General features: G+C 50.7%; 30 protein-coding genes. 28 read left to right on the forward strand and 2 right to left on the reverse strand.

Annotated features, from left to right (window positions below; all coding sequences use genetic code 11):
- Positions 1-6: 6 nt before the first annotated feature.
- Positions 7-207: a YheV family putative zinc ribbon protein gene (locus tag SK62_RS01220; RefSeq protein ID WP_003861689.1), complete on the forward strand. Its 201-nt coding sequence runs from the start codon at positions 7-9 to the stop codon at positions 205-207.
- A gap of 94 nt (positions 208-301) precedes the next feature.
- Positions 302-892 carry a peptidylprolyl isomerase gene (slyD, locus tag SK62_RS01225; RefSeq protein WP_003861691.1) on the forward strand — a complete coding sequence of 197 codons (591 nt, stop codon included), beginning with the start codon at positions 302-304 and terminating at the stop codon, positions 890-892.
- Between the two features lie 51 nt (positions 893-943).
- On the opposite strand, the gene SK62_RS01230 is transcribed toward slyD, so the two are convergent.
- The gene (locus SK62_RS01230; RefSeq protein WP_003861693.1) at positions 944-1162 is read right to left on the reverse strand and encodes a protein SlyX; all 219 of its coding nucleotides are present in this window, start codon (positions 1160-1162) and stop codon (positions 944-946) included.
- A 238-nt stretch (positions 1163-1400) separates the two neighbouring features.
- Between SK62_RS01230 and fkpA the strand changes: the two genes are divergently transcribed.
- The 11 genes from fkpA (at position 1401) to bfr (ending at position 9602) form a co-directional block, all read left to right on the forward strand.
- Positions 1401-2219: an FKBP-type peptidyl-prolyl cis-trans isomerase gene (fkpA, locus tag SK62_RS01235; protein ID WP_003861695.1), complete on the forward strand. Its 819-nt coding sequence runs from the start codon at positions 1401-1403 to the stop codon at positions 2217-2219.
- Positions 2220-2386: 167 nt separating this feature from the next.
- Positions 2387-3109: a helix-turn-helix transcriptional regulator gene (locus SK62_RS01240; RefSeq protein ID WP_003861697.1), complete on the forward strand. Its 723-nt coding sequence runs from the start codon at positions 2387-2389 to the stop codon at positions 3107-3109.
- Positions 3109-3495 carry a sulfurtransferase complex subunit TusD gene (gene tusD, locus SK62_RS01245; protein WP_015571410.1) on the forward strand — a complete coding sequence of 129 codons (387 nt, stop codon included), beginning with the start codon at positions 3109-3111 and terminating at the stop codon, positions 3493-3495. Before SK62_RS01240 ends, tusD begins: the two co-directional genes overlap by 1 nt.
- Positions 3495-3854, forward strand: coding sequence for a sulfurtransferase complex subunit TusC (tusC, locus tag SK62_RS01250; protein ID WP_003861700.1), 360 nt, complete (start codon positions 3495-3497; stop codon positions 3852-3854). Before tusD ends, tusC begins: the two co-directional genes overlap by 1 nt.
- Before the next feature lie 7 nt (positions 3855-3861).
- Complete coding sequence (tusB, locus tag SK62_RS01255; RefSeq protein WP_015571409.1) at positions 3862-4149, forward strand: sulfurtransferase complex subunit TusB; 288 nt, start codon at positions 3862-3864, stop codon at positions 4147-4149.
- A 124-nt stretch (positions 4150-4273) separates the two neighbouring features.
- Complete coding sequence (gene rpsL / locus SK62_RS01260; RefSeq protein ID WP_000246815.1) at positions 4274-4648, forward strand: 30S ribosomal protein S12; 375 nt, start codon at positions 4274-4276, stop codon at positions 4646-4648.
- 96 nt (positions 4649-4744) lie between these two features.
- Positions 4745-5215 carry a 30S ribosomal protein S7 gene (gene rpsG / locus SK62_RS01265; protein WP_003861706.1) on the forward strand — a complete coding sequence of 157 codons (471 nt, stop codon included), beginning with the start codon at positions 4745-4747 and terminating at the stop codon, positions 5213-5215.
- Positions 5216-5311: 96 nt separating this feature from the next.
- The gene (gene fusA, locus SK62_RS01270) at positions 5312-7426 is read left to right on the forward strand and encodes an elongation factor G (RefSeq protein WP_006812195.1); all 2115 of its coding nucleotides are present in this window, start codon (positions 5312-5314) and stop codon (positions 7424-7426) included.
- Between the two features lie 69 nt (positions 7427-7495).
- On the forward strand, positions 7496-8680 hold the full coding sequence (gene tuf, locus SK62_RS01275; protein ID WP_017693880.1) for an elongation factor Tu: 1185 nt from the start codon (positions 7496-7498) through the stop codon (positions 8678-8680).
- 178 nt (positions 8681-8858) lie between these two features.
- Entirely contained in the window at positions 8859-9053 is a 195-nt protein-coding gene (gene bfd / locus SK62_RS01280; protein ID WP_003863268.1) for a bacterioferritin-associated ferredoxin, read from the forward strand.
- 72 nt (positions 9054-9125) lie between these two features.
- Entirely contained in the window at positions 9126-9602 is a 477-nt protein-coding gene (gene bfr, locus SK62_RS01285; RefSeq protein WP_003863270.1) for a bacterioferritin, read from the forward strand.
- Here the strand turns inward: bfr and SK62_RS01290 are convergent.
- Complete coding sequence (locus SK62_RS01290; protein WP_017693881.1) at positions 9586-10059, reverse strand: prepilin peptidase; 474 nt, start codon at positions 10057-10059, stop codon at positions 9586-9588. The genes bfr and SK62_RS01290 overlap by 17 nt on opposite strands.
- Positions 10060-10439: 380 nt before the next feature.
- Between SK62_RS01290 and rpsJ the strand changes: the two genes are divergently transcribed.
- The 15 genes from rpsJ to rpsN all read left to right on the forward strand — a co-directional run bounded on the left by rpsJ (position 10440) and on the right by rpsN (position 17133).
- A complete protein-coding gene (gene rpsJ, locus SK62_RS01295) occupies positions 10440-10751 on the forward strand; it encodes a 30S ribosomal protein S10 (RefSeq protein ID WP_001181005.1) in 312 nt (103 codons plus the stop codon).
- A 32-nt stretch (positions 10752-10783) separates the two neighbouring features.
- Positions 10784-11413: a 50S ribosomal protein L3 gene (gene rplC / locus SK62_RS01300; RefSeq protein WP_003863274.1), complete on the forward strand. Its 630-nt coding sequence runs from the start codon at positions 10784-10786 to the stop codon at positions 11411-11413.
- A gap of 10 nt (positions 11414-11423) precedes the next feature.
- A complete protein-coding gene (gene rplD, locus SK62_RS01305; protein WP_000424395.1) occupies positions 11424-12029 on the forward strand; it encodes a 50S ribosomal protein L4 in 606 nt (201 codons plus the stop codon).
- On the forward strand, positions 12026-12328 hold the full coding sequence (rplW, locus tag SK62_RS01310; RefSeq protein WP_000617546.1) for a 50S ribosomal protein L23: 303 nt from the start codon (positions 12026-12028) through the stop codon (positions 12326-12328). The genes rplD and rplW overlap by 4 nt, the downstream gene beginning before the upstream one ends.
- 17 nt (positions 12329-12345) lie before the next feature.
- The gene (rplB, locus tag SK62_RS01315; RefSeq protein ID WP_000301859.1) at positions 12346-13167 is read left to right on the forward strand and encodes a 50S ribosomal protein L2; all 822 of its coding nucleotides are present in this window, start codon (positions 12346-12348) and stop codon (positions 13165-13167) included.
- Between the two features lie 16 nt (positions 13168-13183).
- Positions 13184-13462 carry a 30S ribosomal protein S19 gene (rpsS, locus tag SK62_RS01320; protein ID WP_001138117.1) on the forward strand — a complete coding sequence of 93 codons (279 nt, stop codon included), beginning with the start codon at positions 13184-13186 and terminating at the stop codon, positions 13460-13462.
- A 14-nt stretch (positions 13463-13476) separates the two neighbouring features.
- Entirely contained in the window at positions 13477-13809 is a 333-nt protein-coding gene (gene rplV, locus SK62_RS01325) for a 50S ribosomal protein L22 (RefSeq protein ID WP_002919773.1), read from the forward strand.
- Between the two features lie 17 nt (positions 13810-13826).
- Entirely contained in the window at positions 13827-14528 is a 702-nt protein-coding gene (gene rpsC, locus SK62_RS01330) for a 30S ribosomal protein S3 (RefSeq protein WP_000529945.1), read from the forward strand.
- A 12-nt stretch (positions 14529-14540) separates the two neighbouring features.
- On the forward strand, positions 14541-14951 hold the full coding sequence (rplP, locus tag SK62_RS01335) for a 50S ribosomal protein L16 (RefSeq protein ID WP_002919759.1): 411 nt from the start codon (positions 14541-14543) through the stop codon (positions 14949-14951).
- A complete protein-coding gene (gene rpmC, locus SK62_RS01340) occupies positions 14951-15142 on the forward strand; it encodes a 50S ribosomal protein L29 (RefSeq protein WP_003863282.1) in 192 nt (63 codons plus the stop codon). Before rplP ends, rpmC begins: the two co-directional genes overlap by 1 nt.
- Positions 15142-15396, forward strand: coding sequence for a 30S ribosomal protein S17 (gene rpsQ, locus SK62_RS01345; RefSeq protein WP_002438707.1), 255 nt, complete (start codon positions 15142-15144; stop codon positions 15394-15396). Before rpmC ends, rpsQ begins: the two co-directional genes overlap by 1 nt.
- 166 nt (positions 15397-15562) lie before the next feature.
- Positions 15563-15934, forward strand: a complete 372-nt coding sequence (rplN, locus tag SK62_RS01350; protein ID WP_002919748.1) for a 50S ribosomal protein L14 — start codon at positions 15563-15565, stop codon at positions 15932-15934.
- Positions 15935-15944: 10 nt separating this feature from the next.
- The gene (gene rplX, locus SK62_RS01355; protein WP_003863287.1) at positions 15945-16259 is read left to right on the forward strand and encodes a 50S ribosomal protein L24; all 315 of its coding nucleotides are present in this window, start codon (positions 15945-15947) and stop codon (positions 16257-16259) included.
- Between the two features lie 14 nt (positions 16260-16273).
- Complete coding sequence (gene rplE / locus SK62_RS01360) at positions 16274-16813, forward strand: 50S ribosomal protein L5 (RefSeq protein WP_003863290.1); 540 nt, start codon at positions 16274-16276, stop codon at positions 16811-16813.
- Between the two features lie 14 nt (positions 16814-16827).
- The gene (gene rpsN, locus SK62_RS01365) at positions 16828-17133 is read left to right on the forward strand and encodes a 30S ribosomal protein S14 (protein ID WP_003863291.1); all 306 of its coding nucleotides are present in this window, start codon (positions 16828-16830) and stop codon (positions 17131-17133) included.
- The last annotated feature ends 6 nt before the right edge of the window (positions 17134-17139 follow it).

Below are 17139 nucleotides of genomic sequence, written 5' to 3' on the forward strand. Positions count from 1 at the left end.
CGAAAGATGGCTGTACGTAAACGCTTTATCGCGGGCGCAAAATGCCCATCCTGCCAGGCGCAAGATACGCTGGCCATGTGGCGTGAAAATAATATCGATATCGTTGAATGTGTTAAGTGCGGTCACCAGATGCGTGAGGCCGACAAAGAAGCCCGCGATCACGTTCGCAAAGAAGAGCAAGTGATCGGCATTTTTCATCCAGACTAGCGATATGCTCTGAGTTTTTTTAAGCTTAAGGGTACACGGGTGCAGATTTCCGCTACAATCTGCGCCAGCAATTTTCCCACGCTCAGGAGATATCATGAAAGTAGCAAAAGACCTGGTGGTCAGCCTGGCCTATCAGGTACGTACAGAAGACGGTGTGTTGGTTGATGAGTCTCCGGTGAGTGCGCCGCTGGACTACCTGCATGGTCACGGTTCCCTGATTTCCGGCCTGGAAACGGCGCTGGAAGGCCATGAAGTTGGCGACAAATTCGACGTTGCTGTAGGCGCGAACGACGCTTACGGTCAGTATGACGACAACCTGGTTCAGCGCGTTCCTAAAGACGTATTCATGGGCGTTGACGAGTTGCAGGTTGGTATGCGCTTCCTGGCGGAAACTGACCAGGGGCCGGTTCCGGTTGAAATCACTGAAGTTGAAGACGACCACGTTGTGGTTGACGGCAACCACATGCTGGCGGGTCAGAACCTGAAGTTCAACGTAGAAGTTGTTGCGATCCGTGAAGCGACCGAAGAAGAGCTGGCTCATGGCCACGTTCACGGTGCGCACGGTCACGACCATGACCACGATCACGGCCACGACGGCTGCTGCGGTGGTCACGGCCACGACCATGGTCATGACCACGGCCACGGTAAAGGTGGTTGTGGTAACGGCGGCTGCGGTTGCCACTGATTCCGTACTCCGGAAAATAAAAAAGCGGGATAATCCCGCTTTTTTTACGCCTCAATAATGAGGTGGTGGTGTCTCTTCTGACTGAGAGGCAATGTTTGACGGCTGCGTGGCCTTCAGCTTTTCCGTCAGCAGGCGCATGTGATCGCGCAGTTTTGCCATTTCAAGCTCATGGGCCGTCACGGTCTGGTTCAGTTCTTCGATGGTGATGTCCTGAAAAGCCAGGCGGCTTTCCAGCTCAGCCAGTCTCGCTTCGATCGTTGTATCCTTCATCATTCACCTCGTTTATCTCTCATTCGCCATAATGGACCAGCGGCGGCGAAGTTTAGCTGACTTTTTCCTTAAGTACAGTATCCATCTCCCTGACAAGAAACTTATTTAAACAAAAATAGTCTGAAAAGAAGCGACATTCGGGGGAGTCTGTCTGTAGATTTCTTCCGCAACGTTTTATAGTACGTCACTCATTTACGTTTAACACTGGGGTGAGAGACCTCAGGTCCTGGAGATATGGATGAAATCACTGTTTAAAGTTACGCTGCTGGCGACCACTATGGCTGTAGCGCTCAATGCGCCGCTGTCTTTCGCTGCTGATACTGCTGCGAAGCCTGCTGCGACTACAGACAGCAAAGCGGCATTCAAAAATGACGACCAGAAATCCGCCTACGCACTTGGCGCGTCTCTGGGTCGTTACATGGAAAACTCTCTGAAAGAACAAGAGAAACTGGGCATCAAACTGGACAAAAACCAGCTGATCGCAGGGGTTCAGGATGCGTTCGCAGACAAGAGCAAACTGTCTGACCAGGAAATCGAGCAGACTCTGCAAGCGTTTGAAGCGCGCGTGAAAGGCGCCGCTCAGACCAAGATGGAAGCAGACGCTAAAGATAACGAAGCGAAAGGCAAAGCCTACCGCGACAAGTTCGCTAAAGAGAAAGGCGTTAAAACGTCTTCTACTGGCCTGATCTATAAAGTTGAGAAAGAAGGTACCGGCGACGCGCCTAAAGACAGCGACACCGTTGTGGTGAACTACAAAGGTACGCTGATCGACGGTAAAGAGTTCGATAACTCTTATACCCGCGGTGAGCCTCTCTCCTTCCGTCTGGATGGTGTGATCCCGGGCTGGACCGAAGGCCTGAAGAACATCAAGAAAGGCGGTAAAATCAAGCTGGTCATCCCACCGGATCTGGCTTACGGCAAAACCGGCGTTCCGGGTATCCCGGCTAACTCCACGCTGGTATTTGATGTAGAACTGCTGGACATCAAACCGGCGCCGAAAGCGGATGCGAAAACAGACGCACCGGCTGACGACAAAGCCGCAGCAGCTAAGAAGTAATGCTGAAAAAAACCGCCGCCTTTACAGGCGGCGGTTTTTTTATTGTGGGGCAGATATAATTAACACTGGAAAGCGTTATACACGCTGTATTAATTTAGTTGTCCGTGTAGATAATGAGCCTGCCCTGAAAACCTAACGACAGGCTCCTGAAAAGGAGTGTTTTTTTCATGTCCAGGTCGCTTTTAACCAACGAAACCAGTGAACTTGATTTGCTGGATCAACGTCCATTTGACCAGACCGACTTCGATATTCTGAAATCCTACGAAGCGGTAGTGGACGGGTTAGCGATGCTCATTGGTTCCCACTGCGAAATCGTATTGCATTCCCTGCAAGATCTTAAGTGTTCCGCTATCCGCATTGCGAATGGTGAGCACACTGGCCGTAAAATTGGTTCGCCAATAACCGACCTTGCATTGCGTATGTTGCATGACATGACCGGCGCGGACAGCAGCGTCTCAAAATGCTATTTCACCCGCGCCAAAAGTGGCGTGCTGATGAAATCAGAAACGATCGCGATTCGAAATCGCGAACACCGGGTAATCGGTTTGCTGTGCATCAACATGAACCTTGATGTGCCATTCTCGCAAATCATGAGCACCTTCATCCCGCCAGAAACGCCGGACGTGGGCTCATCGGTGAACTTTGCTTCTTCGGTTGAGGATCTCGTGACCCAGACGCTGGAGTTCACCATTGAAGAGGTGAATGCCGATCGCAACGTATCCAACAACGCCAAGAATCGTCAGATCGTCCTGAACCTCTATGAGAAAGGGATTTTTGATATCAAAGATGCCATCAACCAGGTGGCCGATCGCCTGAATATCTCCAAACACACGGTTTACCTCTATATTCGCCAGTTCAAAAGCGGCGACTTCCTGGGACAAGACAAGTAATGCGTTTTGCGTTAATGGTGACGGGCCCGGCGTACGGTACCCAGCAGGCCAGCAGCGCGCTACAGTTTGCCCATGCGCTGCTTGATGCCGGTCATGAACTGGCAAGCGTCTTCTTTTATCGCGAAGGCGTATATAACGCGAACCAGTTTACGTCTCCGGCGAGCGATGAGTTTGACCTCGTGCGCGCCTGGCAAAAATTAAACGAAACGCAGGGCGTTGACCTGCATATCTGCGTCGCGGCGGCACTGCGTCGCGGCGTGACGGATGTGACCGAAGCCGAACGCCTTGGTCTGGCGGGGGCTAACCTGCAACCGGGCTTTTCGCTCAGCGGACTGGGTGCCCTGGCACAGGCGGCGTTGACCTGCGACAGAGTGGTGCAATTTTGATGAAGCGCGTAGCGTTTGTTTTTACTTCTGCGCCGCATGGCAGCGCTTCAGGCCGGGAAGGGCTGGATGCATTGCTCGCGACATCGGCTTTAACCGAAGATATCGGCGTCTTCTTTTTAGGCGATGGCGTATTCCAGCTTCTGGCAGGCCAACAACCGCAGGCCATTCTTGCGCGCGACTACATTGCGACCTTTAAAGTTCTGCCGCTCTATGACATTGAAACCTTCTATGTGTGCGCCGACTCGCTGGCCGCGCGTGGGTTAAACGAGAAAACACCGTTCGTGCTGGACGTGACAATCCTGACATCTGCTGCGCTGCGCGAACAACTCTCTCACTACGATACCGTTCTGACTTTCTGAGGCTGTCATGCTCCATACCCTGAGCCGTTCACCGTGGCAATGCGATATCGACACGTTACTGAGCATGCTGCGCGAAGGTGATGATCTGCTGCTGATTCAGGATGGCGTGCTTGCGGCGCTTGAAGGCAGCCGTTTTGTTGAAATCCTCGCTAATGCCCCCATAACAGTCTCTGCGCTGAAAGAGGATCTGGATGCGCGGGGTCTTTCTGGTCAAATTTCAGCCAAAATTGACGTGGTTGGCTATACTGATTTCGTCAATCTTACTGTGACGCACGCCAGTCAAATGAACTGGTGATTTGAGATCGCTGTATATTTCTTGACACCTTTTCGACGTAGCCCTAAAATTTCGCGTCCTCATATTGTATGAGGTCGTTTTATTACGTGTTTACGAAGCAAAAGCTAAAACCAGGAGCTATTTAATGGCAACAGTTAACCAGCTGGTACGCAAACCACGTGCACGCAAAGTTGCAAAAAGCAACGTGCCTGCGCTGGAAGCCTGCCCGCAGAAACGTGGCGTATGTACTCGTGTATATACCACCACTCCTAAAAAACCAAACTCCGCACTGCGTAAAGTATGCCGTGTGCGTTTGACTAACGGTTTCGAAGTGACTTCCTACATCGGTGGTGAAGGTCACAACCTTCAGGAGCACTCCGTGATCCTGATCCGTGGCGGTCGTGTTAAAGACCTTCCGGGTGTTCGTTACCACACCGTTCGTGGTGCGCTGGACTGCTCAGGTGTTAAAGACCGTAAGCAGGCTCGCTCCAAGTACGGCGTGAAGCGTCCTAAGGCTTAATGGTTCTCCGTTAAGTAAGGCCAAACTGATTTATCTTAATGTCAAACTAAACTCGTAGAGTTTTGGACAATCCTGAATTAACAACGGAGTAATCCCATGCCACGTCGTCGCGTCATTGGTCAGCGTAAAATTCTTCCAGATCCGAAATTCGGATCAGAACTGCTGGCAAAATTTGTAAATATCCTGATGGTAGATGGTAAAAAATCTACCGCAGAAGCAATCGTATACAGCGCGCTGGAGACCCTGGCTCAGCGTTCTGGTAAAAATGAACTGGAAGCCTTCGAAGTCGCTCTCGACAACGTGCGCCCGACTGTAGAAGTTAAGTCTCGCCGCGTTGGTGGTTCTACTTATCAGGTTCCAGTTGAAGTTCGTCCGGTTCGTCGTAATGCTCTGGCAATGCGTTGGATCGTTGAAGCTGCTCGTAAACGCGGTGATAAATCCATGGCTCTGCGTCTGGCGAACGAACTTTCTGATGCTGCGGAAAACAAAGGTACCGCAGTTAAGAAACGTGAAGACGTTCACCGTATGGCAGAAGCCAACAAGGCGTTCGCACACTACCGTTGGTAATCCCTTCGGAGTCGTAGTCACCAGGCGGGCGCTTCAGAGAAGCCGCCCGCTCTGGGTAACTTAACTGAACGCCTAAAGATATAAACGAGGAATCAAATGGCTCGTACAACACCCATCGCACGCTACCGTAACATCGGTATCAGTGCGCACATCGACGCCGGTAAAACCACTACTACCGAACGTATTCTGTTCTACACCGGTGTAAACCATAAAATCGGTGAAGTTCATGACGGCGCAGCCACCATGGACTGGATGGAACAGGAGCAGGAGCGTGGTATTACTATCACCTCCGCAGCGACTACTGCATTCTGGTCAGGTATGGCTAAGCAGTACGAACCGCATCGCGTAAACATCATCGACACCCCAGGGCACGTTGACTTCACCATCGAAGTAGAACGTTCCATGCGTGTTCTTGACGGCGCGGTAATGGTTTATTGCGCAGTTGGTGGTGTTCAGCCACAGTCTGAAACCGTATGGCGTCAGGCAAACAAATATAAAGTTCCACGCATCGCGTTCGTTAACAAAATGGACCGTATGGGTGCTAACTTCCTGAAAGTTGTTGGCCAGATCAAAACCCGTCTGGGCGCGAACCCTGTTCCGCTTCAGCTGGCAATTGGTGCTGAAGAAGGTTTCACCGGCGTTATCGACCTGGTGAAAATGAAAGCCATCAACTGGAACGAAGCAGATGCGGGCGTTACCTTCGAATACGAAGATATCCCGGCAGAGATGCAGGACCTGGCTGACGAATGGCACCAGAACCTGATCGAATCCGCAGCAGAAGCTTCTGAAGAGCTGATGGAGAAATACCTGGGTGGTGAAGAACTGTCTGAGCAAGAGATCAAATCTGCTCTGCGTCAGCGCGTTCTGAACAACGAAATCATCCTGGTAACCTGTGGTTCTGCGTTCAAGAACAAAGGTGTTCAGGCGATGCTGGATGCGGTAGTTGACTACCTGCCATCCCCGGTTGACGTTCCTGCGATCAACGGCATCCTGGACGACGGTAAAGATACTCCGGCTGAGCGTCACGCAAGTGATGACGAGCCGTTCTCTGCACTGGCGTTCAAAATTGCTACCGACCCATTCGTGGGTAACCTGACCTTCTTCCGCGTTTACTCTGGTGTGGTTAACTCCGGTGACACCATCCTGAACTCCGTGAAAGCGGCGCGTGAACGTTTTGGCCGTATCGTACAGATGCACGCTAACAAACGTGAAGAGATCAAAGAAGTTCGTGCGGGCGACATCGCTGCTGCTATCGGTCTGAAAGACGTGACCACTGGTGACACCCTGTGTGACCCGGATCACCCGATCATTCTGGAGCGTATGGAATTCCCTGAGCCGGTAATCTCCATCGCAGTTGAACCAAAAACCAAAGCTGACCAGGAAAAAATGGGTCTGGCTCTGGGCCGTCTGGCGAAAGAAGACCCATCATTCCGCGTATGGACTGATGAAGAATCTAACCAGACCATCATCGCTGGTATGGGTGAACTGCACCTGGACATCATCGTTGACCGTATGAAGCGTGAATTCAACGTTGAAGCGAACGTGGGTAAACCTCAGGTTGCTTACCGCGAAGCGATTCGCGCGAAAGTTACCGATGTTGAAGGTAAACACGCTAAGCAGTCTGGTGGTCGCGGTCAGTACGGTCACGTTGTGATCGACATGTACCCACTGGAGCCGGGCTCTAACCCTAAAGGTTACGAGTTCATCAACGACATCAAAGGTGGTGTAATTCCTGGCGAATACATCCCTGCCGTTGATAAAGGCATCCAGGAGCAGCTGAAAGCTGGTCCTCTGGCTGGTTACCCGGTTGTAGACATGGGTGTTCGTCTGCACTTCGGTTCTTACCACGACGTTGACTCCTCTGAACTGGCGTTTAAACTGGCTGCGTCTATTGCCTTTAAAGAAGGCTTTAAGAAAGCAAAACCAGTTCTGCTTGAGCCGATCATGAAGGTTGAAGTAGAAACTCCTGAAGAGAACACCGGTGACGTTATCGGTGACTTGAGCCGTCGTCGCGGTATGCTGCGTGGTCAGGAATCCGAAGTAACTGGCGTTAAGATCCACGCTGAAGTTCCGCTGTCTGAAATGTTCGGATATGCAACTCAGCTGCGTTCTCTGACCAAAGGTCGTGCATCATACACTATGGAATTCCTGAAGTATGATGATGCGCCGAACAACGTTGCTCAGGCCGTTATCGAAGCCCGTGGTAAGTAATCCACAGGATTAAAACCTAAGTCCCGTGCTCTCTCCGAAGGGGAGAGCACTATAGTAAGGAATATAGCCGTGTCTAAAGAAAAATTTGAACGTACAAAACCGCACGTCAACGTTGGTACTATCGGCCACGTTGACCATGGTAAAACTACCCTGACTGCTGCAATCACCACCGTACTGGCTAAAACCTACGGCGGTGCTGCTCGTGCTTTCGACCAGATCGATAACGCACCAGAAGAAAAAGCTCGTGGTATCACCATCAACACCTCTCACGTTGAGTATGACACCCCGACTCGCCACTACGCACACGTAGACTGCCCAGGCCACGCCGACTATGTTAAAAACATGATCACCGGTGCTGCGCAGATGGACGGCGCGATCCTGGTTGTTGCTGCGACTGACGGCCCTATGCCTCAGACTCGTGAGCACATCCTGCTGGGTCGTCAGGTAGGCGTTCCTTTCATCATCGTGTTCCTGAACAAATGTGACATGGTTGATGACGAAGAGCTGCTGGAACTGGTAGAGATGGAAGTTCGTGAACTGCTGTCTCAGTACGATTTCCCAGGCGACGACACTCCAATCGTTCGTGGTTCCGCGCTGAAAGCGCTGGAAGGCGAAGCAGAGTGGGAAGAGAAAATCATCGAACTGGCTGGCTACCTGGATTCTTACATCCCAGAACCAGAGCGTGCGATTGACAAGCCATTCCTGCTGCCAATCGAAGACGTATTCTCCATCTCCGGTCGTGGTACCGTTGTTACCGGTCGTGTAGAGCGCGGTATCATCAAAGTTGGTGAAGAAGTTGAAATCGTTGGTATCAAAGAGACTGCGAAGTCTACCTGTACTGGCGTTGAAATGTTCCGCAAACTGCTGGACGAAGGCCGTGCTGGTGAGAACGTTGGTGTTCTGCTGCGTGGTATCAAACGTGAAGAAATCGAACGTGGTCAGGTTCTGGCGAAGCCAGGCTCAATCAAGCCACACACCAAGTTCGAATCTGAAGTGTACATTCTGTCCAAAGACGAAGGCGGCCGTCATACTCCGTTCTTCAAAGGCTACCGTCCACAGTTCTACTTCCGTACAACTGACGTGACCGGTACCATCGAACTGCCAGAAGGCGTAGAGATGGTAATGCCAGGCGACAACATCAAGATGGTTGTGACGCTGATCCACCCAATCGCGATGGACGACGGTCTGCGTTTCGCAATCCGTGAAGGCGGCCGTACCGTTGGCGCGGGCGTTGTTGCTAAAGTTCTGGGCTAATTAATTATCCCTGAAATAAAAAGGACGCTCCGGCGTCCTTTTTTGTTTTCTGCCGTTGGGGCATTGTCATAAAAATTCGCATTTTTTGCTTTCTCCCGCCACGTATTCCGACGCCCGCGCTATTGTAATCATAACCATTCTCACTTACACTTTGCGCATATTTTGAACGGGAGTCTTTATGTACGTTTGTTTATGTAATGGTGTAAGCGACAAAAAAATTCGTCAGGCCGTTCGCCAGTTTCAACCACAATCTTTCCAGCAGCTTCGCAAGTTTGTTCCGGTGGGAAATCAATGCGGTAAATGCGTTCGCGCAGCGCGTGAGATCATGCAGGACGAACTGATGCAGATCCCGGAATTCAAAGAGATCGCGTAGGCCTCTATCTTTTTTTTGACATCCCTGTAGCCCGATCTACGCTTCAATGAGTGGAAGCGGAGGGACTATATAATGAAAGGTGATGTTAAAATCATAAGTTATCTCAATAAATTATTGGGAAATGAGCTTGTCGCAATCAATCAGTATTTTCTCCATGCAAGAATGTTTAAAAACTGGGGACTGACTCGCCTCAACGATGTTGAATACCATGAGTCCATTGATGAAATGAAACACGCCGATAAATACATTGAGCGTATTTTATTCCTCGAAGGCATTCCTAACCTACAGGATCTCGGAAAACTGGGCATCGGAGAAGATGTCGAAGAGATGCTGCGTTCTGATCTCCGGCTGGAGCTGGAGGGTGCAAAAGATCTGCGTGAAGCCATTGCCTATGCGGACAGCGTACATGACTACGTCAGCCGCGATATGATGATCCAGATCCTGGCCGATGAAGAAGGGCACATCGACTGGCTTGAGACCGAACTGGATCTCATTAGCAAAATTGGCCTACAGAACTACCTTCAGTCTCAGATCAAAGTGGAAAGTTAATCAGGCTTTCCCAGCCAACGCATAAACCCGCTGCCGCCAGAAATGGCCCAAAAGGCAGTGGGTTTTTTAATGCCTGCTTATCAGGGGTAAACAACGAGAAAGCAACCAGATACAGCAGAGCCATTAACGCGGCCACTAATGCCAGTATTGGTAGTACACACCAGCCATGCCATGCCCCCAGCGCCGCCAGATATTTTATGTCGCCATATCCCATCCCTTCACGTCGGCAGATGAGCCGGTATCCCCAATAGATAATGGCGAATCCGGCGTATCCTGCCATCGCACCCACTACCGCGCTCGGCAAAAAATCAGGATGGAGACAAAGCTGGTAGAGCAGGCCCGTCCATAGCAGCGGGCAAAGAAATTTATCGGGAAGAAGCCCCGTGCGAATATCGGTGCGAACAAGCAAGGCCGATAACGCAAAATAGATCAGCAGAAAGGGGAGGGACAGTAGCATAGCGAGAGCCTCAAAATGGTTTGAGCGCATACTCGTAATAATCTGCATGCCCGGCAATGTGTAAAAACAGCAATTGCGTAGCGGCTTCATACAAAGAGTTGAGAAGGGATACTTTGCATAAAAAATTGCGCGGCCTTACGTATAGTACGTCTTTGGCGCTTAATTTCTAAACGGCGCTTGCGTCTTTCTCTGATTTACGTATAATGCGCGGGCTTGTCGTAATTGACGGCGGGTTCAATCTGAACCAGAGTAGCTCACTTTGTTACTCAACAATGCTCCCAATTGGGGAGCTACGTAAGAACGGTTACACTCTCCCATCAATCGTAATGGGTTTGAGGAGTAATCATTTTCGTTTATAAAATAATTGGAGCTCTGGTCTCATGCAGAACCAAAGAATCCGTATCCGCCTTAAAGCGTTTGATCATCGTCTGATCGATCAATCAACCGCGGAAATCGTCGAGACTGCTAAGCGCACTGGTGCGCAAGTCCGTGGTCCGATCCCGCTGCCGACCCGCAAAGAGCGCTTTACCGTTCTGATCTCTCCGCACGTTAACAAAGATGCGCGTGATCAGTACGAAATCCGCACTCACAAGCGTCTGGTTGACATCGTTGAGCCAACTGAGAAAACCGTTGATGCTCTGATGCGTCTGGATCTGGCTGCCGGTGTAGACGTGCAGATCAGCCTGGGTTAATCAGGTCATCGAGCGATTGAGAGGTTGAAACAATGATTGGTTTAGTCGGTAAAAAAGTGGGTATGACCCGCATCTTCACTGAAGATGGCGTTTCTATCCCAGTAACCGTAATCGAAGTTGAAGCAAACCGCGTTACTCAGGTTAAAGATCTGGCTAACGATGGCTACCGCGCTATTCAGGTTACCACTGGTGCTAAAAAAGCTAACCGTGTAACCAAACCAGAAGCGGGTCACTTCGCTAAAGCTGGCGTTGAAGCTGGCCGTGGTCTGTGGGAATTCCGTCTTGCTGAAGGCGAAGAGTTCACCGTAGGTCAGGACATTAGCGTTGAGCTGTTTGCTGACGTTAAAAAAGTTGACGTAACCGGTACCTCTAAAGGTAAAGGTTTTGCTGGTACCGTTAAGCGCTGGAACTTCCGTACCCAGGACGCTACTCACGGTAACTCCTTGTCTCACCGCGTTCCGGGTTCTATCGGTCAGAACCAGACTCCGGGCAAAGTGTTCAAAGGCAAGAAAATGGCAGGTCAGCTGGGCAACGAACGTGTAACCGTTCAGAGCCTGGACGTAGTACGTGTTGACGCTGAGCGCAACCTGCTGCTGGTTAAAGGTGCGGTCCCGGGTGCAACCGGTAGCGACCTGATCGTTAAACCAGCTGTGAAGGCGTAAGGGGATAGCAATGGAATTAGTATTGAAAGACGCGCAGAGCGCGCTGACTGTTTCCGAAACTACCTTCGGTCGTGATTTCAACGAAGCGCTGGTTCACCAGGTTGTTGTTGCTTATGCAGCTGGTGCTCGTCAGGGTACTCGTGCTCAGAAGACTCGTGCTGAAGTAACTGGTTCAGGCAAAAAGCCATGGCGCCAGAAAGGTACCGGCCGTGCGCGTTCAGGTTCTATCAAGAGCCCGATCTGGCGTTCAGGTGGCGTGACCTTCGCTGCGCGTCCACAGGACCACAGTCAAAAAGTTAACAAAAAGATGTACCGCGGCGCGCTGAAAAGCATTCTGTCCGAACTGGTACGTCAGGATCGTCTGATCGTTGTCGAGAAGTTCTCTGTTGAAGCGCCTAAAACTAAGCTGCTGGCACAGAAACTGAAAGACATGGCTCTGGAAGATGTGCTGATCATCACCGGTGAGCTGGACGAGAACCTGTTCCTGGCCGCGCGTAACCTGCACAAGGTTGACGTACGCGACGCGACTGGTATCGACCCGGTTAGCCTGATCGCCTTCGACAAAGTCGTAATGACTGCTGATGCTGTTAAGCAAGTTGAGGAGATGCTGGCATGATTCGTGAAGAACGTCTGCTGAAGGTGCTGCGCGCACCGCACGTTTCTGAAAAAGCGTCTACTGCGATGGAAAAAACAAACACCATCGTTCTCAAAGTTGCTAAAGACGCGACCAAAGCAGAGATCAAAGCTGCTGTGCAGAAACTGTTTGAAGTCGAAGTCGAAGTCGTTAACACCCTGGTAGTTAAAGGGAAAGTTAAACGTCACGGACAGCGTATCGGTCGTCGTAGCGACTGGAAAAAAGCTTACGTCACCCTGAAAGAAGGCCAGAACCTGGACTTCGTTGGCGGCGCTGAGTAAGTCGGAGGAGTAATACAATGGCAGTTGTTAAATGTAAACCGACATCTCCGGGTCGTCGCCACGTAGTTAAAGTGGTTAACCCTGAGCTGCACAAGGGCAAACCTTTTGCTCCGTTGCTGGAAAAAAACAGCAAATCCGGTGGTCGTAACAACAATGGCCGTATCACCACTCGTCACATCGGTGGTGGCCACAAGCAGGCTTATCGTATTGTTGACTTCAAACGCAACAAAGACGGTATCCCAGCAGTTGTTGAGCGTCTTGAGTACGATCCGAACCGTTCCGCGAACATCGCGCTGGTTCTGTACAAAGATGGCGAACGCCGTTACATCCTGGCCCCTAAAGGCCTGAAAGCTGGCGACCAGATTCAGTCTGGCGTTGATGCTGCAATCAAAGCAGGCAACACCCTGCCGATGCGCAATATCCCGGTTGGTTCTACCGTTCATAACGTAGAAATGAAACCAGGTAAAGGCGGTCAGCTGGCGCGTTCCGCGGGTACTTACGTTCAGATCGTTGCGCGTGACGGTGCTTATGTCACCCTGCGTCTGCGTTCTGGTGAAATGCGTAAAGTCGAAGCAGACTGCCGCGCTACTCTGGGCGAAGTTGGCAATGCTGAGCATATGCTGCGCGTTCTGGGTAAAGCTGGTGCTGCACGCTGGCGTGGTGTTCGTCCTACCGTTCGCGGTACTGCGATGAACCCAGTCGACCACCCACATGGTGGTGGTGAAGGTCGTAACTTTGGTAAGCACCCGGTAACTCCGTGGGGCGTTCAGACCAAAGGTAAGAAGACCCGCAGCAACAAGCGTACTGATAAATTTATCGTACGTCGCCGTAGCAAATAATTTTAGAGGATAAGCCATGCCACGTTCTCTCAAGAAAGGTCCTTTTATTGACCTGCACTTGCTGAAGAAGGTAGAGAAAGCGGTGGAAAGCGGAGACAAGAAGCCCCTGCGCACTTGGTCCCGTCGTTCAACGATCTTTCCTAACATGATCGGTTTGACCATCGCTGTCCATAATGGTCGTCAGCACGTTCCAGTCTTTGTTACCGACGAAATGGTTGGTCACAAACTGGGTGAATTCGCACCGACTCGTACTTATCGCGGCCACGCTGCTGATAAAAAAGCGAAGAAGAAATAAGGTAGGAGGAAGAGATGGAAACTTTAGCTCAACATCGCCATGCTCGTTCTTCTGCACAGAAGGTTCGCCTTGTTGCTGACCTGATTCGCGGTAAGAAAGTGTCGCAGGCCCTGGACATCCTGACCTATACCAACAAGAAAGCTGCGGTATTGGTCAAGAAAGTACTGGAATCTGCCATTGCTAACGCTGAACACAACGATGGCGCTGACATCGACGATCTGAAAGTCGCGAAAATTTTCGTAGATGAAGGCCCAAGCATGAAGCGCATTATGCCGCGTGCGAAAGGTCGTGCAGATCGCATCCTGAAGCGCACCAGCCACATTACTGTGGTTGTGTCCGATCGCTGAGACTCTGGAGACTAGCAATGGGTCAGAAAGTACATCCTAATGGTATTCGCCTGGGTATTGTAAAACCATGGAACTCTACCTGGTTTGCGAACACCAAAGAATTCGCTGACAACCTGGACAGCGATTTTAAAGTACGTCAGTACCTGACTAAGGAACTGGCTAAAGCGTCTGTATCTCGTATCGTTATCGAGCGTCCAGCTAAGAGCATCCGTGTGACTATTCACACTGCTCGCCCTGGCATCGTTATCGGTAAGAAAGGCGAAGACGTAGAAAAACTGCGCAAGGTCGTAGCGGATATCGCTGGCGTTCCTGCACAGATCAATATCGCTGAAGTTCGTAAGCCTGAACTGGACGCTAAATTGGTTGCTGACAGCATCACTTCTCAGCTGGAACGTCGCGTTATGTTCCGTCGTGCTATGAAGCGTGCTGTACAGAACGCAATGCGTCTGGGCGCTAAAGGTATCAAAGTTGAAGTTAGCGGCCGTCTGGGCGGCGCGGAAATCGCACGTACCGAATGGTACCGCGAAGGTCGCGTACCGCTGCACACTCTGCGTGCTGACATCGACTACAACACCTCTGAAGCGCACACCACTTACGGTGTAATCGGCGTTAAGGTATGGATCTTCAAAGGTGAGATCCTGGGTGGTATGGCTGCTGTTGAACAACCGGAAAAACCGGCTGCTCAACCTAAAAAGCAGCAGCGTAAAGGCCGTAAATAAGGAGCGTCGCTGATGTTACAACCAAAGCGTACAAAATTCCGTAAAGTGCACAAAGGCCGCAACCGTGGTCTGGCGCAGGGTACGGATGTTAGCTTCGGCACTTTCGGTCTGAAAGCTGTTGGCCGTGGTCGTCTGACTGCACGTCAGATCGAAGCAGCACGTCGTGCAATGACCCGTGCAGTTAAGCGTCAAGGTAAGATCTGGATCCGTGTATTCCCGGACAAACCGATCACCGAGAAGCCACTGGAAGTTCGTATGGGTAAAGGTAAAGGTAACGTGGAGTACTGGGTTGCCTTGATCCAACCGGGCAAAGTCCTTTATGAAATGGACGGTGTTCCGGAAGAGCTGGCCCGTGAAGCCTTCGGCCTGGCAGCAGCGAAACTGCCTATCAAAACCACCTTTGTAACTAAGACGGTGATGTAATGAAAGCAAAAGAGCTGCGTGAAAAAAGCGTTGAAGAGCTGAACGCTGAGCTGCTGAACCTGCTGCGTGAGCAGTTCAACCTGCGTATGCAGGCTGCAAGTGGCCAGCTGCAACAGACTCACCTGCTGAAGCAAGTGCGTCGCAATGTTGCGCGCGTTAAGACTTTACTGACTCAGAAGGCGGGTGCGTAATGACCGATAAAATCCGTACTCTGCAAGGTCGTGTTGTTAGCGATAAAATGGAGAAATCCATTGTTGTAGCTATCGAACGTTTTGTGAAACACCCGATCTACGGTAAATTCATCAAGCGTACGACCAAACTGCACGTACATGACGAGAACAACGAATGTGGTATCGGCGACAAGGTGGAAATCCGTGAATGCCGTCCACTGTCCAAGACTAAGTCCTGGACGCTGGTTCGCGTTGTAGAGAAAGCGGTTCTGTAATAGAGTACGCATTCTCAATACGAATAAACGGCTCAGCGATGAGCCGTTTATTTTTTCTACCCATATTGCAGAAGCGGTGTTATAATGCCGCGCCCTCGATATGGGGCTTTTTAACGGCTCTGATTTTAGAGTCTCAGGTAGTAGTTGACATTAGCGGAGCACTAAAATGATCCAAGAACAGACTATGCTGAACGTCGCCGACAACTCCGGTGCACGTCGCGTAATGTGTATCAAGGTTCTGGGTGGCTCGCACCGTCGCTACGCAGGCGTAGGCGACATCATCAAGATCACCATCAAGGAAGCAATTCCACGTGGTAAGGTCAAAAAAGGTGATGTGCTGAAGGCGGTAGTGGTGCGCACCAAGAAGGGTGTTCGTCGCCCTGACGGTTCTGTCATTCGCTTCGATGGTAATGCATGCGTTATTTTAAACAATAACAGCGAGCAGCCTATCGGCACGCGTATCTTTGGGCCGGTAACTCGTGAACTTCGTACTGAGAAGTTCATGAAAATTATCTCTCTGGCACCAGAAGTACTCTAAGGAGCGAATCATGGCAGCGAAAATCCGTCGTGATGACGAAGTTATCGTGTTAACCGGTAAAGATAAAGGTAAACGCGGTAAAGTAAAAAATGTTCTGTCTTCCGGCAAACTTGTCGTTGAAGGTATCAACCTGGTTAAGAAACATCAGAAGCCGGTTCCGGCCCTGAACCAACCAGGCGGCATCGTTGAAAAAGAAGCTGCTATTCAGGTTTCTAACGTTGCAATCTTCAATGCGGCTACCGGCAAGGCTGACCGTGTAGGCTTTAGATTCGAAGACGGTAAAAAAGTCCGTTTCTTCAAATCTAACAGCGAAACTATCAAGTAATTTGGAGTAGTACGATGGCGAAACTGCATGATTACTACAAAGACGAAGTAGTTAACAAACTCATGACTGAGTTTAACTACAATTCTGTCATGCAAGTCCCTCGGGTCGAGAAGATCACCCTGAACATGGGTGTTGGTGAAGCGATCGCTGACAAGAAACTGCTGGATAACGCAGCAGCTGACCTGACAGCAATCTCCGGTCAAAAACCGCTGATCACCAAAGCACGCAAATCTGTTGCAGGCTTCAAAATCCGTCAGGGCTATCCGATCGGCTGTAAAGTAACTCTGCGTGGCGAACGCATGTGGGAGTTCCTTGAGCGCCTGATCACTATTGCTGTTCCACGTATCCGTGACTTCCGTGGCTTGTCCGCTAAGTCTTTCGACGGTCGTGGTAACTACAGCATGGGTGTCCGTGAGCAGATCATCTTCCCAGAAATCGACTACGATAAAGTCGACCGCGTGCGTGGTTTGGATATTACCATTACCACTACTGCGAAATCTGATGAAGAAGGCCGTGCTCTGCTGGCTGCCTTTGACTTCCCGTTCCGCAAGTAAGGTAGGGTTACTGAATGGCTAAGCAATCAATGAAAGCACGCGAAGTAAAGCGCGTAGCTTTAGCTGATAAATTCTTCGCTAAACGCGCTGAACTGAAAGCGATCATTTCTGATGTGAACGCTTCCGACGAAGATCGTTGGAATGCGGTTCTCAAGCTGCAGTCTCTGCCGCGTGATTCCAGCCCGTCTCGTCAGCGTAACCGCTGTCGTCAAACAGGTCGTCCACATGGTTATGTGGGCAAGTTTGGGTTGAGCCGTATCAAACTGCGTGAAGCCGCCATGCGCGGTGAAGTGCCAGGCTTGAAAAAGGCTAGCTGGTAATTACCA

The sequence above is a fragment of the Enterobacter sp. BIDMC109 genome (assembly GCF_001037885.1).
Lineage (GTDB): Bacteria > Pseudomonadota > Gammaproteobacteria > Enterobacterales > Enterobacteriaceae > Enterobacter > Enterobacter hormaechei_C.

Excerpts from the sequence above, each read along its gene's own strand:
- SK62_RS01220 (WP_003861689.1), top strand. The coding sequence starts at position 7 with ATGGCTGTACGTAAACGCTTTATCGCGGGCGCAAAATGCCCATCCTGC.
- slyD (WP_003861691.1), top strand. The coding sequence starts at position 302 with ATGAAAGTAGCAAAAGACCTGGTGGTCAGCCTGGCCTATCAGGTACGT.
- SK62_RS01230 (WP_003861693.1), bottom strand. The coding sequence starts at position 1,162 with ATGAAGGATACAACGATCGAAGCGAGACTGGCTGAGCTGGAAAGCCGC.
- fkpA (WP_003861695.1), top strand. The coding sequence starts at position 1,401 with ATGAAATCACTGTTTAAAGTTACGCTGCTGGCGACCACTATGGCTGTA.
- SK62_RS01240 (WP_003861697.1), top strand. The coding sequence starts at position 2,387 with ATGTCCAGGTCGCTTTTAACCAACGAAACCAGTGAACTTGATTTGCTG.
- tusD (WP_015571410.1), top strand. The coding sequence starts at position 3,109 with ATGCGTTTTGCGTTAATGGTGACGGGCCCGGCGTACGGTACCCAGCAG.
- tusC (WP_003861700.1), top strand. The coding sequence starts at position 3,495 with ATGAAGCGCGTAGCGTTTGTTTTTACTTCTGCGCCGCATGGCAGCGCT.
- tusB (WP_015571409.1), top strand. The coding sequence starts at position 3,862 with ATGCTCCATACCCTGAGCCGTTCACCGTGGCAATGCGATATCGACACG.
- rpsL (WP_000246815.1), top strand. The coding sequence starts at position 4,274 with ATGGCAACAGTTAACCAGCTGGTACGCAAACCACGTGCACGCAAAGTT.
- rpsG (WP_003861706.1), top strand. The coding sequence starts at position 4,745 with ATGCCACGTCGTCGCGTCATTGGTCAGCGTAAAATTCTTCCAGATCCG.
- fusA (WP_006812195.1), top strand. The coding sequence starts at position 5,312 with ATGGCTCGTACAACACCCATCGCACGCTACCGTAACATCGGTATCAGT.
- bfd (WP_003863268.1), top strand. The coding sequence starts at position 8,859 with ATGTACGTTTGTTTATGTAATGGTGTAAGCGACAAAAAAATTCGTCAG.
- bfr (WP_003863270.1), top strand. The coding sequence starts at position 9,126 with ATGAAAGGTGATGTTAAAATCATAAGTTATCTCAATAAATTATTGGGA.
- SK62_RS01290 (WP_017693881.1), bottom strand. The coding sequence starts at position 10,059 with ATGCTACTGTCCCTCCCCTTTCTGCTGATCTATTTTGCGTTATCGGCC.
- rpsJ (WP_001181005.1), top strand. The coding sequence starts at position 10,440 with ATGCAGAACCAAAGAATCCGTATCCGCCTTAAAGCGTTTGATCATCGT.
- rplC (WP_003863274.1), top strand. The coding sequence starts at position 10,784 with ATGATTGGTTTAGTCGGTAAAAAAGTGGGTATGACCCGCATCTTCACT.
- rplD (WP_000424395.1), top strand. The coding sequence starts at position 11,424 with ATGGAATTAGTATTGAAAGACGCGCAGAGCGCGCTGACTGTTTCCGAA.
- rplW (WP_000617546.1), top strand. The coding sequence starts at position 12,026 with ATGATTCGTGAAGAACGTCTGCTGAAGGTGCTGCGCGCACCGCACGTT.
- rplB (WP_000301859.1), top strand. The coding sequence starts at position 12,346 with ATGGCAGTTGTTAAATGTAAACCGACATCTCCGGGTCGTCGCCACGTA.
- rpsS (WP_001138117.1), top strand. The coding sequence starts at position 13,184 with ATGCCACGTTCTCTCAAGAAAGGTCCTTTTATTGACCTGCACTTGCTG.
- rplV (WP_002919773.1), top strand. The coding sequence starts at position 13,477 with ATGGAAACTTTAGCTCAACATCGCCATGCTCGTTCTTCTGCACAGAAG.
- rpsC (WP_000529945.1), top strand. The coding sequence starts at position 13,827 with ATGGGTCAGAAAGTACATCCTAATGGTATTCGCCTGGGTATTGTAAAA.
- rplP (WP_002919759.1), top strand. The coding sequence starts at position 14,541 with ATGTTACAACCAAAGCGTACAAAATTCCGTAAAGTGCACAAAGGCCGC.
- rpmC (WP_003863282.1), top strand. The coding sequence starts at position 14,951 with ATGAAAGCAAAAGAGCTGCGTGAAAAAAGCGTTGAAGAGCTGAACGCT.
- rpsQ (WP_002438707.1), top strand. The coding sequence starts at position 15,142 with ATGACCGATAAAATCCGTACTCTGCAAGGTCGTGTTGTTAGCGATAAA.
- rplN (WP_002919748.1), top strand. The coding sequence starts at position 15,563 with ATGATCCAAGAACAGACTATGCTGAACGTCGCCGACAACTCCGGTGCA.
- rplX (WP_003863287.1), top strand. The coding sequence starts at position 15,945 with ATGGCAGCGAAAATCCGTCGTGATGACGAAGTTATCGTGTTAACCGGT.
- rplE (WP_003863290.1), top strand. The coding sequence starts at position 16,274 with ATGGCGAAACTGCATGATTACTACAAAGACGAAGTAGTTAACAAACTC.
- rpsN (WP_003863291.1), top strand. The coding sequence starts at position 16,828 with ATGGCTAAGCAATCAATGAAAGCACGCGAAGTAAAGCGCGTAGCTTTA.